13 protein-coding genes and 1 pseudogene are annotated in these 16,722 nt (G+C 38.3%); 8 read left to right on the forward strand and 6 right to left on the reverse strand.

Translation table 11 applies throughout. The features are described 5' to 3' along the window. From IQ247_RS16670 to htpG, 6 genes are all read left to right on the forward strand, one after another. Positions 1 to 1,416, forward strand: a 1,416-nt coding sequence (locus IQ247_RS16670; RefSeq protein ID WP_193921874.1) for an iron uptake porin, incomplete at its 5' end; no start/stop codon positions are given. Positions 1,417 to 1,619: 203 nt separating this feature from the next. Next, positions 1,620 to 4,286, forward strand: a complete 2,667-nt coding sequence (clpB, locus tag IQ247_RS16675) for an ATP-dependent chaperone ClpB (protein ID WP_193921876.1) — start codon at positions 1,620 to 1,622, stop codon at positions 4,284 to 4,286. 307 nt (positions 4,287 to 4,593) lie between these two features. Next, positions 4,594 to 5,568: a hormogonium polysaccharide biosynthesis glycosyltransferase HpsE gene (gene hpsE / locus IQ247_RS16680; protein WP_228059804.1), complete on the forward strand. Its 975-nt coding sequence runs from the start codon at positions 4,594 to 4,596 to the stop codon at positions 5,566 to 5,568. Positions 5,569 to 5,765: 197 nt separating this feature from the next. After that, complete coding sequence (locus IQ247_RS16685; RefSeq protein WP_193921877.1) at positions 5,766 to 6,755, forward strand: glycosyltransferase; 990 nt, start codon at positions 5,766 to 5,768, stop codon at positions 6,753 to 6,755. Positions 6,756 to 7,029: 274 nt separating this feature from the next. Further along, positions 7,030 to 7,932, forward strand: coding sequence for a glycosyltransferase (locus IQ247_RS16690; RefSeq protein ID WP_193921879.1), 903 nt, complete (start codon positions 7,030 to 7,032; stop codon positions 7,930 to 7,932). Positions 7,933 to 8,227: 295 nt separating this feature from the next. Further along, complete coding sequence (gene htpG, locus IQ247_RS16695; RefSeq protein WP_193921881.1) at positions 8,228 to 10,231, forward strand: molecular chaperone HtpG; 2,004 nt, start codon at positions 8,228 to 8,230, stop codon at positions 10,229 to 10,231. Positions 10,232 to 10,238: 7 nt separating this feature from the next. Here htpG and IQ247_RS16700 read toward each other — a convergent pair whose 3' ends face one another. Together IQ247_RS16700 and IQ247_RS16705 are read right to left on the reverse strand one after the other, a co-directional pair. After that, a complete protein-coding gene (locus IQ247_RS16700) occupies positions 10,239 to 10,463 on the reverse strand; it encodes a hypothetical protein (protein WP_193921883.1) in 225 nt (74 codons plus the stop codon). A gap of 207 nt (positions 10,464 to 10,670) precedes the next feature. Then, entirely contained in the window at positions 10,671 to 12,083 is a 1,413-nt protein-coding gene (locus IQ247_RS16705; protein ID WP_193921885.1) for an RNA-guided endonuclease InsQ/TnpB family protein, read from the reverse strand. Positions 12,084 to 12,201: 118 nt separating this feature from the next. Here IQ247_RS16705 and tnpA point away from each other — a divergent pair. Next, positions 12,202 to 12,553 (forward strand): annotated as a pseudogene (tnpA, locus tag IQ247_RS16710) (IS200/IS605 family transposase). A 46-nt stretch (positions 12,554 to 12,599) separates the two neighbouring features. Here tnpA and IQ247_RS16715 read toward each other — a convergent pair. From IQ247_RS16715 to IQ247_RS16725, 3 genes are all read right to left on the reverse strand, one after another. Next, entirely contained in the window at positions 12,600 to 12,830 is a 231-nt protein-coding gene (locus IQ247_RS16715) for a type II toxin-antitoxin system RelE/ParE family toxin (RefSeq protein ID WP_193921887.1), read from the reverse strand. Beyond that, on the reverse strand, positions 12,827 to 13,090 hold the full coding sequence (locus tag IQ247_RS16720; RefSeq protein WP_193921889.1) for a type II toxin-antitoxin system ParD family antitoxin: 264 nt from the start codon (positions 13,088 to 13,090) through the stop codon (positions 12,827 to 12,829). Before IQ247_RS16720 ends, IQ247_RS16715 begins: the two co-directional genes overlap by 4 nt. Before the next feature lie 69 nt (positions 13,091 to 13,159). Beyond that, a complete protein-coding gene (locus IQ247_RS16725; protein ID WP_193921891.1) occupies positions 13,160 to 13,612 on the reverse strand; it encodes a nitrate reductase associated protein in 453 nt (150 codons plus the stop codon). 49 nt (positions 13,613 to 13,661) lie between these two features. On the opposite strand from IQ247_RS16725, the gene IQ247_RS16730 reads away from it, so the two are divergent. Then, positions 13,662 to 14,129, forward strand: a complete 468-nt coding sequence (locus tag IQ247_RS16730) for a helix-turn-helix domain-containing protein (protein ID WP_193921893.1) — start codon at positions 13,662 to 13,664, stop codon at positions 14,127 to 14,129. A gap of 23 nt (positions 14,130 to 14,152) precedes the next feature. Here the strand turns inward: IQ247_RS16730 and IQ247_RS16735 are convergent, their stop codons facing one another. After that, positions 14,153 to 16,417, reverse strand: a complete 2,265-nt coding sequence (locus tag IQ247_RS16735; protein ID WP_193921895.1) for a molybdopterin oxidoreductase family protein — start codon at positions 16,415 to 16,417, stop codon at positions 14,153 to 14,155. Positions 16,418 to 16,722 lie beyond the last annotated feature (305 nt).

The following is a 16,722-nucleotide window of genomic DNA, read 5'->3' on the forward strand; positions in this document are numbered from 1 at the left end:
TTGTCCCCCCATCCCCCCACCCCATCTCTACTAGCTCAGCAAACTTCGGTAGACGAACTATCAGATGTCAAACCGACGGATTGGGCTTATCAAGCTTTAAAATCATTAATAGAAAGATATGGCGTAATTACTGGTTTACCTGATGGAACTTTTAAAGGTGAACGCGCTTTAACTCGTGATGAATTCGCTGCTGGTTTAGCTGCTACTTTGTATAAGGTAGAAGAAACTATTGCTACAACAATTACTAGTAAATATATTGAGCAAGATAGAATAACTTTACGACGGTTGCAAAAAGAATTTGGTGAAGCTTTACAGGATCTACGAACGCGCTTAGATGATATAGAGTCTCGTTCTTCGCAGTTACAAGCAAATCAATTTTCTACTACTACTAAGTTACAAGGACAGCAAATTGTCGCTGTGACGGATGGTAGAAATGCTAATTTTAGTGCGGTGTCTCGGACTCGATTAACTTTTTCCACTAGCTTTAGTCAAAAAGATTTACTGGTTACTCAGTTGGAATCCGGGAATAACGGTGGTGATGCTGTTGGTTTAGCTCAAAAGGAAGATTTGAATTTATTGGGAAGTAATGGTACTTTTGCTAATGCTGGAGGGCTTGATTTTACTGATGTTGAAGATGATGTCAAACTCAGACGTTTATACTATACTTTACGTCCTTCCACGGATTTAGCGGTGACGGTGGGAACGAAAATGTCCCCGCGAGATTTTATCGACAATAATCGCTATGCAAATAATGAAGCGGCTGATTTTAGTTCGGGAATTTTCCTGAATAATCCTTTAATCGTTCAAAATAGAATTGATAGGAATGGTGGTGCTGGTGCTGCTGTTGTCTGGAAACCTCAAAATAGTCAACTAACTTTTCGTTCGCTTTATATTGCTGGGGATGCAGACTCAAGCTCTGATGACGACGGTTTTTTCGGCGACCCACACCAAGCCAGTGCTGAGCTAGAATATATTTTGAGCAATAAACTTACTGTAAAACTGCAATATACAAACGCCGAAATTGATGATACTGATATTAACGCTTACGGATTAAACGCCGAATACGCACTTAATCGCAATACAGGAATTTTTGGCCGTTTGGGAATCGGGAATTATCAAGGATTTAATCCCGCAACTGGTCAAGATTTAGATTTAAACCCTGTTAGCTGGACTCTTGGGGTTGGTTTGCGTAACATTGGGATTCCCGGTACCATTGCAGGTGTAGCAATCGGTCAGCCGTTTGTTAGTGATGGTTTAGGAAATGCAACTCAAACTAATTTTGAAACATTTTATAATCTACAACTCAGCGATAATATTAGCGTTACTCCGATTATTTCTTTGGTAATTAACCCCGACAACGACAGCAACCAAGGTACTATTTGGCAAACTACGTTCAGGACGGTGTTTTCATTTTAGATTAGTAGTAGGAATCGATGGTGGTTAGTCGATGGTGGTTAGTGGAAAATAACAACTGTCAACTGTCAACTGTCAACTGTCCACTGTCAACTGTCAAATTGCAGCCGTAGATACACGCGGATAGTGTTTAATAATGCTTGGATATTTATTTAAGACAAACTTTTAATTTACAATTCCCCAGTCTAAAATCTAAAATTATTAATATGCAACCTACAGATCCAGATAAATTTACTGATAAAGCCTGGGAAGCAATTGTGAAATCTCAGGATATTGTCCGTGCTTACCAACAACAGCAGTTAGATGTAGAACATTTAATGCTGGCTCTTTTTCAACAAGATAATGGGTTGGCTTCTCGGCTTCTCGGTCGTGCTGGGGTGGAAGTTGAGCGATTACAACAACAGTTGGAAGATTTTGCCCGTCGTCAACCAAAAATGGGTAGAAGTGACCAACTATACCTAGGTAAAGGTCTTGACCGAATGCTTGATGGTGCTGAAGATGCCAGGCAAAGGATGAATGATTCCTACATTAGTATCGAACATCTAATGCTAGCTTTTGCTGAAGAGGAACGTATTGGCAAGAAAATATTTAGAAGTTTAAACGCTACGACTGCCGATTTAGAAGCTGCGATTAAAAATGTACGGGGTAGTCAGAAGGTAACTGACCAAAATCCTGAATCTCGTTATGAAGCTTTAGAAAAATTTGGTAGAGATTTAACTGAACAAGCAAAAGCAGGTAAACTTGACCCGGTGATTGGACGAGATGAAGAAATTCGCCGCGTGATTCAGGTGTTGTCTCGTCGCAGTAAAAATAATCCCGTTTTAATCGGTGAACCTGGGGTGGGAAAAACGGCGATCGCCGAAGCGTTGGCTCAGCGAATTATTAATGGTGATGTTCCCGAATCGTTGAAAAATCGGCAAATCATCGGTTTGGATATGGGTAGTTTGATTGCTGGAGCAAAGTATCGGGGTGAGTTTGAAGATCGATTAAAAGCTGTTCTCCGGGAAGTTACGGAATCTGGTGGTCAAATAGTTTTATTTATTGATGAGTTACATACCGTGGTTGGTGCGGGTTCAGGACAGCAAGGTTCGATGGATGCTGGTAATTTACTTAAACCGATGTTAGCGCGGGGTGAATTGCGCTGTATTGGTGCCACAACTTTGGATGAATACCGAAAGTATATTGAAAAAGATCCGGCTTTAGAACGGCGTTTTCAACAGGTGCTGGTTACTCAACCCAGTGTAGAAAATACGATTTCGATTTTGCGGGGACTTAAAGAACGTTATGAAGTACATCACAACGTCAAAATTTCCGATTCTGCCTTAGTCGCTGCCGCTACACTGTCAGCGCGTTACATTGCCGACCGTTTTTTACCAGATAAAGCCATTGATTTAGTAGATGAAGCCGCAGCGCAGTTGAAAATGGAAATTACTTCCAAACCTGCGGAATTGGAAAGTATAGAGCGGCGTTTAATGCAGTTAGAAATGGAAAAGTTGTCCTTAGCAGGAGAGGAAAAAACCACATTTCAGACTCAAGAACGTTTGCAACGCATTGAGCAAGAAATTGACCTTTTGACCGAAAAGCAAGAAGAATTCAGCGCTCAATGGCAAGGTGAAAAGCAGGTATTAGAAGATATCAGTGCTTTGAAACAAGAAGAAGAAAAATTAAGAGTCCAAATTGAACAAGCCGAACGTGCTTACGACCTTAACACGGCAGCACAATTAAAATATGGAAAATTGGAAGGAGTGCAGCGCGATCGCGAAGTTAAGGAAGCGCAACTTTTAGAAATTCAAAGTAAAGGCGTAAGTTTATTAAGAGAGCAGGTTACGGAAGCTGACATCGCCGAAATTGTGGCTAAATGGACGGGAATTCCTGTAAATAGCCTTTTAGAGTCAGAAAGACAAAAATTATTGCAGTTAGAACAACACCTCCACCAAAGAGTTATTGGACAAGATGAAGCAGTAGTCGCCGTCGCTGCGGCAATTCGTCGCGCTCGTGCGGGAATGAAAGACCCCCAACGTCCCATCGGTTCGTTTTTATTCATGGGACCTACGGGGGTCGGGAAGACAGAATTAGCGCGGGCTTTAGCAAAATTCATGTTTGATTCCGAAGACGCTATGGTGCGCTTGGATATGTCGGAATACATGGAAAAACATTCTGTATCCCGCTTAGTAGGAGCGCCACCCGGATATGTTGGTTTTGAAGAAGGTGGTCAACTTTCCGAAGCAGTGCGTCGTCGTCCTTATTCGGTGATACTGTTGGACGAAGTTGAAAAAGCTCATCCAGATGTGTTTAATATATTACTACAAGTTTTAGATGACGGTAGAATTACGGATTCCCAAGGAAGATTAGTAGACTTTCGTAATAGCGTCATTGTGATGACAAGTAATATTGGTAGCGAACATATTTTAGATATATCCGGTGATGATTCCCAATATGAAAAAATGCGGAACCGAGTCATGGAAGCCCTACGAAAACACTTCCGTCCCGAATTCGTCAACCGCATCGACGACTTAATTATTTTCCATGCTTTAGGTAAAAAACAAATGGGAGATATTGCTCGCATACAATTAAAACGAGTCGAAAAGCTACTAGCAGAGCAAAAAATTGCCGTCGAAATTACTCCCGCAGCTTGCGATCGATTAGTAGAAATCGGTTATGACCCAGTATACGGCGCTCGTCCCATTAAAAGAGCAATTCAGCGAGAAATCGAAAACCCCCTTGCTACCAAAATCTTAGAAAACACCTTCGTTCCCGGCGATACAATTATAATTGACAAAGGTAAAACTGGCTTAACCTTCAGGAAAAAAACCATTGTGAAAGTATCCCCACCTGTAACTACCGTACAATTAGTAGAGTCAGCAGAAGGATAATCCGAGGCAGAGTCTCGAAATCCTAGTTCCCAGTATCGGTTCCTGGGAACCAGAACTTATAATCTTTGTATAGTTCTTTCCTCTGCGTACTCTAGCTTGAAAAGTTGTTCGTGGGGGTTTCCCCCAAGATCACACTTTGTGTCGCTGTCGCGACACGCTGCGCGAACGCTGTGCCTCTGCGGTTTTTTTTTTCAATAATCATAAAGCCAGGAAGAGAGTAATGTTTCGGCAATCTGATCAAAACTGTGAATTTTTATCTTGAACTGGGAATAATAACCTCAGCAAGTTTAAAAAACCAGTTTTGCAAATGACTATAACCGTTAATTTAACCGTTGCTATTCCTACTTACAACGGAGAAAATCGTTTAGCAAAAGTATTAGATAAATTAAAAGAACAAATAAACACAGAACATATAAATTGGGAAATTCTTATTATTGATAATAATAGTACTGATGGCACAGCAAAACTTGTTAAAGAATATCAAAAAAATTGGCTACAAGACATTCCTTTAAAATATTATTTTGAAGCAGAACAAGGTATATCTTTTGCCAGACAGCGAGCTATAAATGAAGCGAAAGGTGAATTAGTGGGATTTATTGATGATGATAATCCACCCTTTGCAAATTGGGTAAGTTCAGCTTATAAATTTGCTCAAGAGCATCCGAAAGCTGGTGCTTTTAGCAGTAGAATTCATGGTATTTTTGAAACAAATCCGCCGGAAGAACTTAAAGCAATTACTTTCTATTTAGCATTAGTTGATAGAGGTTCAGAACCTTTGATGTACGAGCCTCGAAAAAAAGGACTTCCCCCTGGTGCGGGATTAGTAGTACGTCGAGATGTTTGGCAAAAATACGTTCCTACTAAATTATTATTAATAGGTAGAACCAAAAAACGTTGGATGCCAACAGGACAAGATGCCGAAGCATTATTATATATTTATAAAGCAGGATGGGAAATTTGGTATAATCCCGAAATGGAAATTGAACATATAATTCCATCATCGCGATTAGAAGAAAAATATCTGATTGGGTTAATGAGAATTATTGGTTTAGGACGCTTTCATTTAAGAATGTTAATGCTTGACTGGTGGCAAAGACCTTTTGCTTTTTGTATTTATTTAATCAATGATTTTCGGAAAACGGTATTACATTTTATTCGTTATAGAAAAGTGTTAAGTAAAGATACTGTTGCTGCTTGTGAAATGCAGCGGTTGCTAGCAACTTTAATTAGTCCTTTTTACCTGTGGAGGATGCAAATCGTTAATTTAACGAAAATATACTGAGGCTATTTTTAGAAACGCGAGCTTAGCATATCAATAACCTCACCCCCATCCCCTCTCCTTAATAAAGAGAGGGGTGCCGGAGAAGAATTTGCGCGGTGCCAATTCTGCGATCAACGGAACCTCTTCCCCCTCTCCTTAATAAAGAGAGGGGTGCCGGAGGCAGGGTGAGGTTCGATCTATTTATTCAGATAATTGATATGTCAACCAATCTTATATCTGTAATTATACCAGCATATAATGCAGAAAAAACAATTCAAGAAACTATTGAATCTGTTTTAAATCAAACTTTTACTAACTTTGAGTTAATTATTATTAATGCCAATTCTATAGATAAAACTCATTCAGTTATTTCTCAATTCAAAGACGAAAGAATCAAACTATTTTCCTATCCCAAAGCCAATGTCGCGGTTAATCGCAATCGCGGCATAAATCACACTATAGGTAACTATATAACTTTTTTAGATGCAGATGATTTATGGACAACTGATAAATTAGCAGCACAATATACAGCTTTGCAATCAAATTCTCAAGCTGGAGTTGCTTATAGTTGGACAAATTGTATAGATGAAGATGGCAAGTTTCTGCGTAAAACATCTCATGTTAATTGGACTGGAGATGTTTATGCAAAATTCTTACTAGATGACTTTATCGGTAACGGTTCTAATGTAATGATTCGTAGGGAAGTGTTGATGAAAGTTAATGGGTTTGATGAAATTTTAACCAACGCTCAAGATACAGATATGTGGTTAAAATTATCAGCAATAACTGATTTTGTTTGTGTACCGAAAGCACAAATTTTATATAGAATTCGACAAGATTCTATGTCATCCAATGTTTTAGGATTGGAGAAATCAAATTTAGAAGTTATTCAACGTGCTTTTTCTCGCGAACAAGCGAAACAATATCAACATCTTAAACCTAAAGCAATCGGTAATCTTTACAAATATCTTTGTTATAAAGTTCTTGCAGCACCGCCAGAAAAAAAACAAGGTAAAGTTGCAGTGAGATTTTTATTAATTGCGATAAAAACAGATACAAGTCTTTTAGTTAAACCGATAATTTTCAAAGCTATTTTTAAATTGATTGTAATGATGATTTTACCTTCTAATTGGGCAAATGTGCTGTTTAAGAAACTGCCTCGTTTGTCAAATACCAGCACTTTTTTGGGGTATGAAAAAATAAGTTGATATTACTTCTTTTGGGATAAAAGATTACGGAAAAAAAAACCGCAGAGGCGCAGAGTACACAGAGGGAAGAGATTTTATAGAGATGAACCGTACTCTACAGAGCGGGAAGGAAGCAGCTACATACCACCTAAATTAGTCCACGTTAGCGTAGCGTGCGCCTTCGCGCATAGGTGGACAATGCGGTGTGTTGTCGCGGTTTCAACCGCCGGAAAATATTGATAACGCGAATATAACAATCTTAATTATTTATTATAAATTAAAGGAATTTAACAAAATGTCTATATCTGTAATAGTTCCCGTTTTTAACGGAGAAAAAACTGTTGAAGAAACAATAAAATCAATATTAAATCAAACTTTTAGTAATATCGAAATAATTGTTATTAATGATGGCTCGACTGATAGAACTTTAGAAATTGTGGAAAAGATTTTGGATTCTCGTATTAAAATATTTTCCTATCCAAATGGAGGTTTATCAGTGAGTCGTAATCGTGGCATTTCTCAAGCTAAGGGGGAATATATTTCTTTTATCGATGCTGATGATTTATGGACTGCGGATAAATTAGAATTACAATGGCAAGCTTTACAATCAAATCCGCAAGCTGCTGTAGCTTATAGTTGGACTGATTATATTGATGAATCGAGTAAATTTATTAAGTCGGGTAGAAGAATTAAAGTTAATGGTGATGCTTTTAGTAAACTTTTAGTAACCAACTTTTTAGAAAATGGTTCTAATCCTTTAATTCGTCAACAAGCTTTAGAAAAAGTTGGTGGGTTTGATGAATCACTTGCCGCAGCAGAAGATAAGGATATGTGGTTGCGTCTTGCAGTTAATTATGATTTTGTTTGTGTAGAAAAACCGCAAATTCTATATCGAACATCAAATAATTCGATGTCTACTAATCTCAAAAGACAAGAATCTGCATCTTTAAAAGTCATTGAACGTGCTTTTAGTTATCCCAAAGCCGAAAAATTACAGCATTTGAAAAAACAAAGTCTTTCACATCTTTATCAATATCTGACTTTTAAGGCTGTTGAAGCACCACCACAACAGCGTCAAACTCTTACTGCTGTATATTTTTGGTGGAATTGGATCATAAATAATTCTGCTGTGGTGAAAAATAAACGAATCATTACGATCGCAGCTTTAAAAATTATCTTTCCTCGACTGTTTGATTAGATTCTCGTTAGAACTCGTTGGAAATCGTTGGAACTCGTTGGAAATCGATATACGGGTAGACGTTGCACTGCAACGTCTCTACATAATTATCGGGTTATTATTTAGATCATACATGGTAGGGAAATCCGAATCATCTCTATAGGGCAAACAATCCAGCAAATCAAGTGCAGTTTATCTACTCAAGCATTTAAAATCCAGAATGATAATAACCCCGCTTTGCTTTCCGTTAAAGTGGGGTGTTGGGGTTTATTTCCCAATTAGTGATTAAAATATTTGTATTTGCTGCGACAAAATTATGTTAGAACAAGGTACCATCAGTATCCATACTGAGAATATTTTCCCGATTATCAAGAAATCTCTTTATTCTGACCATCAAATCTTTTTACGGGAACTGGTATCAAATGCTGTTGATGCTATCCAAAAGCTGCAAATGGTGGCTCGCTCTGGAGAATTTTCCGCAGAAATTGGTGAATCGGAAATTCAAATTGCTGTAGATAAAGATAAGAAAACTCTTTCTATTACCGATAATGGTATCGGTATGACGGCTGAAGAAATCAAGAAATATATCAACCAGGTTGCTTTCTCTAGTGCTGAAGAATTTGTTCAAAAGTACAAAGGAGCATCCGATCAACCAATTATCGGTCATTTTGGACTGGGTTTTTACTCTTCCTTCATGGTGGCTAATCATGTGGAAATTGATACTTTATCTTATAAGGATGGAGCAGAAGCAGTTCACTGGAGTTGTGATGGTTCCCCAAATTTTACTTTAGAAGAATCATCCCGCACCACTCGCGGTACTACGATTATTCTTCACCTCATGGAAGAGGAAGAAGAATTTGTTGAACCGGCACGGATTAAGAATCTTGTCAAGACTTATTGTGATTTTATGCCCGTACCCATCAAACTTGATGGTGAGGTATTAAATCGACAAAAAGCACCGTGGCGTGAATCTGCCAGTAATTTGACCAAAGAAGATTACATGGAGTTTTACCGCTACCTGTATCCTTTTGAGGAAGAACCGCTGTTGTGGGTGCATTTAAATACCGATTATCCCTTCATTGTTAACGGTATTCTTTATTTCCCCAAACTCAAGCCAGATGTTGACGTTAGCAAAGGACAAATCAAACTATTTTGCAATCAAGTATTTGTTAGCGACAACTGCGAAGAAATCATCCCTCAGTTTTTATTGCCCATGCGGGGTGTAATCGATAGTACCGACATTCCGCTTAACGTATCCCGTAGTGCATTGCAAGGCGATCGCACTGTGAAAAGAATCGGCGATTACGTTGCCAAGAAAGTCGGCGACCGGCTCAAAGAACTGTACCGCGACGACCGCGAACAATATATTTATGCTTGGAAGGATTTAGCAACCTTCGTTAAATTTGGGGTGATGAACGATGAAAAGTTCAAAAAGCAAGTTGAAGATATTGTTGTTTTCCGCACTACTCATAACGGAGAAAATACGGAATCGGAAACAGCAGCGCCAACCCCCGCAGTTGAAGTACAATCCCAAGAAGGTGACGTTTGGCAAGATGTTACCCCCACAGGTGAAGCACAAGATTCCACATCCGCTCAAAAATTGCCCTACATAACTCTCAAAGAGTATTTAGAACGCAACAAACAAAGCCACGAAAACCGCGTTTTTTACTGTACCGATGAAGCATCACAAGCCGCTTACGTAGAATTACACAAAAGTCAAGGCTTAGAAGTTCTATTTTTAGACTCCTTCATCGACACCCACTTTATCAACTTCCTAGAGCGGGAATACAACGAAGTCAAATTTACGCGGGTAGACTCCGATTTAGATAATACCCTATTGGACAAAGATAAATCCGAGGAAATAGTAGACCCCACAACCAACAAAACCAAAGGGGAAACAATCAAAGAAATCTTCGAGAAAGCCCTCAACAAACCCAAACTCAACATCCGTACCGAAGCCTTAAAATCCGATAATCCCCAAGGAACACCACCAGCAATGGTACTGTTACCAGAAATTCTACGTCGTTTACGAGAAATGAACGCCATGATGCAGCAGCAAACAGTAGAATTTCCTGAAGAACACGTATTATTAGTTAATACCGCTCACCCACTGATACAAAACCTGGCAAATCTTAGCCAAGGTAGTATTATTCAAGATGGTGGACAATCACCCACAGGCGAATTAGTAAATTCAATTTGTCAACACGTTTACGACTTAGCCTTAATGTCCCAAAAAGGCTTTGATGCAGAAGGAATGAAATCCTTCGTACAACGTTCTAATCAAGTACTTACTAAATTGACAGAACAAGCGGCGAAGTAGTTAGGAGTTAAGAGTGTATCGAGAATAATCGCGAATTTTGAGCATCTAAAGCCTCTAACATGATATTGGCGGCATTTACTGCATCATAGGGAGACCAAATATCGTATGATGCACCGGGTTTTATCAGATTATTTTCTTCGTTTGCTAGCTCGGCAGCTAAAAGTTGAATAACCTCAAGTTTATCTACGCGATTGAGTCTGCGTAACTGTTCTACTAACTCAGTAGATACCATTTTTAACCGTTATGTTTACTGATTTGATATCAATATTACAAGATAGTTAGTTAGACTTACATCCAACTAAATTAAGAATCTGCAAACAATGACTTCAAATCTCGCTTTCCATTAACAATACGGACAATTGTGATTTCCTCATCAATTACTTTATATAAAATTATGTGACCATCGTTGACATCTCCCAGCTTTGAAAAAACTGGGATTCTAAGCAGTTGTCACTCCGTGGTCTAAAGACACACTGCGTGACGTTATTTGCTTACGATAAGACCTTTTTAGATTAATAAAAATATCGTACCGTTTGGGGTGTGTCAAAGCACCCCGTTTAATTATTTCAAAAGCTAGTTTTGCGATGCCGGAGTTACTAAAAATCCGATCGGCAACCTTTCGTAAAATGTTAGATGCTGCATTTAAATCTGCATGAATTAACAAACCGTCTTTTGTGCAGTACACATCTCTATTAATTCTTTTACCTGATGGCTTCCATTCTGTGGGTTTTGCACCGTATTGATGTAGTTCATCACTATCGATAAAAGAAGCTTTAGAAGTATACTCTTCAGTGGTTACGTGGAATCTAACACCATATTCTTCACACAATTGTCTTAACCTATCGATAAGTCTTTTGGTTGGCATTGAAACAACTTCATAATTATTGTTTCTGCCAATATTAATGTTGTTTTTGTTTCCCTGATTCCAACCAATTACTAAGTTTCCGATACCGTCTTTTAAGCATTTATTGATGATAAACCTAGCGGCTTTATTTACTGCATCTCTGACTTGTAAATTGCGCTTTGCTGTGATTCTATCAAGGTAATCATCCCAGTATCTACCAGGTTTGTTTTTCTTGTGTTGCTGTACTTGATTTCGGTATTTATGGAGTGCAGTTTTTAGCTGTGGAGATTCAACAATAAAGCTTTTACCAAGGGTAGTAACTGCTGATAACCAAAACTTTACACCGTGATCAATGCTAATTGCATGATTGTAGTTAAGACTCTTATCATTTATAATTGGCTGCTTACCATCGTCTATCACCCAATCAACCCAAAACTCTCCACGACTAGGACGAATAATTACCTCTTTAATCCAATCAAAGCTAATAAATTCGGGTAAAATAAGCTTAATTGATCTGATTAATTCAGGCTTGGTTGCTTTACTGATTGATGGATAAATATAACCATCACGGTAAGTCAAGCCTTGTTTGGGAAATGTGAGTGCGAATAATCCACCAGACTTTCTATACTTGGGAATTGATGGTCTACTGCCATCCCCTAAGTAATACTTATCTACTAATTTGTTGTAACTAGTTATTGATTCTCCTACTAGCTTTAATGTTTGTTGTGCAGCTTGCGCGGCTAATGAAAAGTAGTGAATACAAGTTTTAAGCTGTTTATCTAATTGATAATAATTAGTTTCTAGTTTGTAAGTTTTCCAACCACTTCTAAGTTCATCTCCACACCAGTAAGTTGTATAAGCCTTTCTTTCAAGTAGCATTGCATAATGATTCTGGCGTGCCAGATAAATTGCAGAGTTATACAGGCTATTTGAATGCTCACACTGATCTACCCAGAAGGCTTTTTCTTCATCCGTAAATTTTGCTTTTATGGGAATTGTTTTGTACACTTGACTACCTCCTTGTTTATCAATATAGTTTATTCAATATAAAAAATCAACAAAAGAACTAATACAAAATGGCTAAATTGTCAGCGTCAGATTATGAATACAGAAGGGCTGAAAATCTGTGTCATCAGTAAATTATCACTTTGTATTTGTCCCAAAAAGACGTAAAGCGGTATTAGTTGATCAAATTGCGATGCGGCTACAGGAAATTATTTTTGAGTTAGTAAAGGGCTGGAGATTAATCGCCCTCGAAGTGATGCCAGATCATGTACATATGTTTATCAACTCGCCGCCACATGAATCCCCTTCTCAAATTGCCAAATGGGTTAAGGGTAGAGCATCAAATATTTTAAGGAAAGAATATCCGCAGTTAAATACCTACTTTGTGGAGTCCTAGTTATTTTGTAGCTACTACAGGACAAGTAAGTACTGACGTTATTCGTAAGTATATTGAGAACCAAACTAGTAAATAAAAGAAACACGGAAAGTTAAAACTTTACCGTCCGTTTCATCCCCTGGTTATAAACCAGGGGTTCTCACGTCCCAAGATATTTTGATAGGTAATCCTCGTAAAAAGGGAGCGATATCTTCGTAACTACGTCCCATATTCGGAAAAGTTACAATGTTTTTGCACTTTTTCTCAAACTCCTGTATAAAACGTTCCCCAGCATCAATATTAATATTTGTAAAATAATCTAAAATCTCAACCAAATCTCTGCTTGCAGTTTGAGAGATACTGGAACGACTCATGTTTGAGCCTCGCGTTTTTGAAGCAATTTATCTTTAAGTTGGTTGATGACAACTTCGGTATCTAGAACATCACCTCGTTCAATTTCTTCCAAACCAATTGCTATTTTCTGGCGAGTATCATTTAACCAAAGAATATGTTGTTCCTGTTCTTCTAACAATTGCAATGCAGCAGCAATTACTTCATCTGCGTTCGCATATTTCCCGCTTTCAATTTTAGATATAACAAATTGTTCGTGAGTAGGATCGAGCGATATATTCATTTGCTCATCATAAATTTTTACTATTCAGCGTCTTATTATAGCAATTTCCTAGATGTTATAGGATTTAACTTAGACTAACCCAAATTCCTCAACTGCTGGATAAAAGTTCTTATTCTCATGGCTGGGACGACTGAGTTTTATTAAAGCAAAACGCTGTAATGGTGTCAGTTTTTTCCACTGTTCGACTGTCATATTAACGCCACATTCTACCGCTTTTATTTGTGTAATATCGGGAATTTCTTTCTCGTTCATCCAAGGGGGATTGTCTTCTACAGGAAGTTCGCTAGCTGCGGTTCCTGTTTTATCAATAATCAAGTTTTGTAAAAATTCTCGATAATTTTGGCATTCTCCACCGCTTACGCAGGGCATTTCAACTAAATTTTGACGTTCTTGTTCTGTAAATTGATGCCAGTGAGATAGTTTCAATTTGACTCCGCAGTTGTCAAGTTTGAAGCGTACTTGCATGGGTATGCAGCGTAAGTCATTGACAAAATCAGCCTCGAATTTAAAAAAATTGTTCATTGGTTTTAATGATATAACTATATTGGAGTCGCAATAGTTTTTTTTTGCTATGTATGTAGGTACTACCGAAGCAGCAGAACTTTTGAAAATAACGCCTGTTAGAGTTCGCTATTTACTGGCACAAGGCAGAATCAAAGGGGCTTACAAAATTGGAAAAATTTGGGTTATACCCATCTTTGAAGGAAAACCGATTATTAGTCGAGGTAGTCGCGGTCCAAAACCTAAATGGGTCAGACGAATTCCAGCTAAAACAACAATTAATGTTAATCGACATATAATTAAACAAAATCGGCATCGAGAAAACCCAGAACCTGTAATTACCGTCAAACATCTCAATAGCAATATTTACGGTTATTCTGTAAAAATTAACGGACCTTGTGAAGTAGTTTATCGACCTGAAAAGCCGTTAAGTTGTGGTAGTGTACTTTGGGTTGAAACTTATTCGACCGTAGAAGTTAATTGTGAATATCAGAAACTAGAAATAGAAAGGAGTTGTTTTACCATCGACGCTGGTTAATTACATTGCTCCCTACCCTTTGATCATCTTTGATTTGAGGTTGACACGGACATCAACTCAGAGTGCTGTGACGGTTCTGGTAAAGAATTAACTGGTACAAGCTGTACCGCACAAGCTTTCAATTCAGGTTCCAAAGAAATTGGACAAGCTGCGGGATGGGTAAGGACGTTTGCTTCAGCATCATTAGCCCATAAAGCACCCCAATGCATAGGAACGAACACTGTTTTAGGAGCGATGGCTTTAGTTACTTTGGCTGGAAATCGAGCTTTCCCTCGACGCGATCGCAATTCGATCCAATCTCCATCTATAATTTCTAACTTGGCTGCATCGCGGGGATGAATTTCGATGAAAGGATGAGGATGCATTTTGACAATTTTCTCAATTCTGCCAGTGCGGGTTTGGGTGTGCCAATGACCGTATAATCTCCCAACGGTAAGAACAAAAGGATATTCTTCACAGGGTGGTTCTGCTAAACCGCGACTATGATAAGCTGCAAATTTTGCTCTACCATCTGGGGTATGAAAGCGTAAATCTGTATATAGACGTTTACCTTTGAGTGGTTCTTTTTTGATTAAACCTTTTAATAACGATGAAAAGAAGCCAGAATCCTGGTCTTCTATTTCTATCTCTGCTTTTTGCGGGTCATACCATTGCATTGGACCATCTTCTGCCAACTTTTCATGACTAATTTCCCCCATATCGCAAGGGCGATCGCGAGTAAATTGCACAAATTCGCGATGAACTGCGGCTGCATCAGCAAAAGCAAATTGTTGATGAAAACCCAGACGACGACCGACTTCGGCGAAAATTTCCCAATCGGCTTTGGCAACACCAGGGGGTTCTCTAAATTTCGGACACAAAGTCACAACTCGTTCTGAGTTGGTCATGGTGCCGGTTTTTTCACTCCATTGGGCTGCGGGTAATAAAATGTGAGCGTAAGCAGAAGTTTCGGTGGGATAATAAGCGTCTTGATAAATTGTGAAGGGGGATTTGAGTAAAGCGGCTTTAGTTCGGTGCAAATCTGGCATACTTACCGCTGGATTAGTAGCTGCAATCCACAATAAATCAACTTCACCAGTTTCTAATCCTGTAATCATACTCCAAGCATCGCGACCGGGAAAACGAGAAATTTGACCTGGATTCAATCCCCAAAGTTTTTCTACCTCGGCTCGATGTTGAGCATTTTTCACCGAACGATATCCGGGGAGAATGTGAGCTAAACCTCCGGCTTCTCTACCACCCATGGCATTGGGTTGTCCAGTCAAAGAAAATGGTCCGGCACCAGGTTTACAAATATTTCCTGTCATCAAATGTAAATTAATCAAAGTACGCACTTTTGCAGTACCTTCTTGAGATTGATTTATCCCCATCGACCACAAAGATAAAACCTTTTTAGAATCAGCCCAGTAACGTGCTGCTTGTTCTAATTGGTCTATACCAATACCGCATTTTTGAGAAACTACTTCTGGTGGATAATGTTGGATGACTCCAGCATAATCGGGAAATCCTTGGGTACATTCATCGATAAATAAACTATCAAAAGCACCCCAACCCATTAATAAGTGAGCAATACCGTTGAGTAAGTCAATATCTGTCCCTGGGTTAATTGCCAAATGTAAATCTGCCACTTCCGCTGTTTTTGTACAACGGGGGTCTACAACTATCATTTTGACATGACGATTTTTTTTATGATGTTTCCGCAAGCGATTAAAAACAATTGGGTGACATTCAGCGGTATTAGTACCAATCAAAAAAGCGCAATCAGTTAATTCTAAATCGGAATAACAACAAGGTGGTCCATCAGCACCAAAACTTTGCATATAACCTGCAACCGCAGAAGACATACACAAACGAGAATTAGCATCAAAATTATTAGTTCCCAAACAACCTTTAATTAATTTTTGGGCAATATAATAATCCTCTGTTTGAAATTGACCCGAACCATACATACAAATGCCATTTGCACCGCGACTTTCGCGAATTTTTTGAATGCGGGAGACGATTTTTTCAAAAGCTTCATCCCAACTTACTTCACGAAAACTTTCTGATAAAGAATCTCGCATCATCGGATATTTCAAACGATTTTTATCCAGAGACTCTGTAACAGTAGCTCCTTTAACACAAACCATACCTTGAGATGAAGGATGGCTTTTATCACCAACTACTTTCCAAATTGGATTACCTTGATTATCTCGATGAGTTGCACGACCAGATGCTGCGGGAGGAAAAACTTCTAAACCGCAACCAACACCACAATAAGGACAAAGAGTTTTAAAAGATTCGGACATAATTTAATTAAGTAGGTAATTGGTAATTGGTAATTGGTAATTGGTAATTGGTAATGGGTCAGATTTTTCAACTAGTAAACCAGTGGTCTGTTATCTAGTTGGGGAAAATTTTTGCCGGCTTAATTATTAGTTATTAATTATGAGAAAATATTTTTGTGAAATCATGGCTGAATTTATGTTTGTATTCACAATATATTACTAGAATCATCCAATTAAATAGAATTATTCATTTCAAAAAAGAATGATATCAATTAATCTCTTTTTAGGATGAGATTATTAATTTTAAAAAACCGCAGAGACGCAGA

Origin of the sequence: Plectonema cf. radiosum LEGE 06105, from assembly GCF_015207665.1 — a bacterium.
Classification (GTDB): Bacteria; Cyanobacteriota; Cyanobacteriia; order Cyanobacteriales; family Nostocaceae; genus Rivularia; species Rivularia radiosa_A.

Bases quoted from the DNA above. Each gene is read 5' to 3' on its own strand.
- hpsE (WP_228059804.1), top strand. From the start codon at position 4,594: ATGACTATAACCGTTAATTTAACCGTTGCTATTCCTACTTACAACGGA.
- IQ247_RS16735 (WP_193921895.1), bottom strand. From the start codon at position 16,417: ATGTCCGAATCTTTTAAAACTCTTTGTCCTTATTGTGGTGTTGGTTGC.
- IQ247_RS16700 (WP_193921883.1), bottom strand. From the start codon at position 10,463: ATGGTATCTACTGAGTTAGTAGAACAGTTACGCAGACTCAATCGCGTA.
- IQ247_RS16730 (WP_193921893.1), top strand. From the start codon at position 13,662: ATGTATGTAGGTACTACCGAAGCAGCAGAACTTTTGAAAATAACGCCT.
- IQ247_RS16725 (WP_193921891.1), bottom strand. From the start codon at position 13,612: ATGAACAATTTTTTTAAATTCGAGGCTGATTTTGTCAATGACTTACGC.
- IQ247_RS16720 (WP_193921889.1), bottom strand. From the start codon at position 13,090: ATGAATATATCGCTCGATCCTACTCACGAACAATTTGTTATATCTAAA.
- htpG (WP_193921881.1), top strand. From the start codon at position 8,228: ATGTTAGAACAAGGTACCATCAGTATCCATACTGAGAATATTTTCCCG.
- IQ247_RS16715 (WP_193921887.1), bottom strand. From the start codon at position 12,830: ATGAGTCGTTCCAGTATCTCTCAAACTGCAAGCAGAGATTTGGTTGAG.
- clpB (WP_193921876.1), top strand. From the start codon at position 1,620: ATGCAACCTACAGATCCAGATAAATTTACTGATAAAGCCTGGGAAGCA.
- IQ247_RS16690 (WP_193921879.1), top strand. From the start codon at position 7,030: ATGTCTATATCTGTAATAGTTCCCGTTTTTAACGGAGAAAAAACTGTT.
- IQ247_RS16685 (WP_193921877.1), top strand. From the start codon at position 5,766: ATGTCAACCAATCTTATATCTGTAATTATACCAGCATATAATGCAGAA.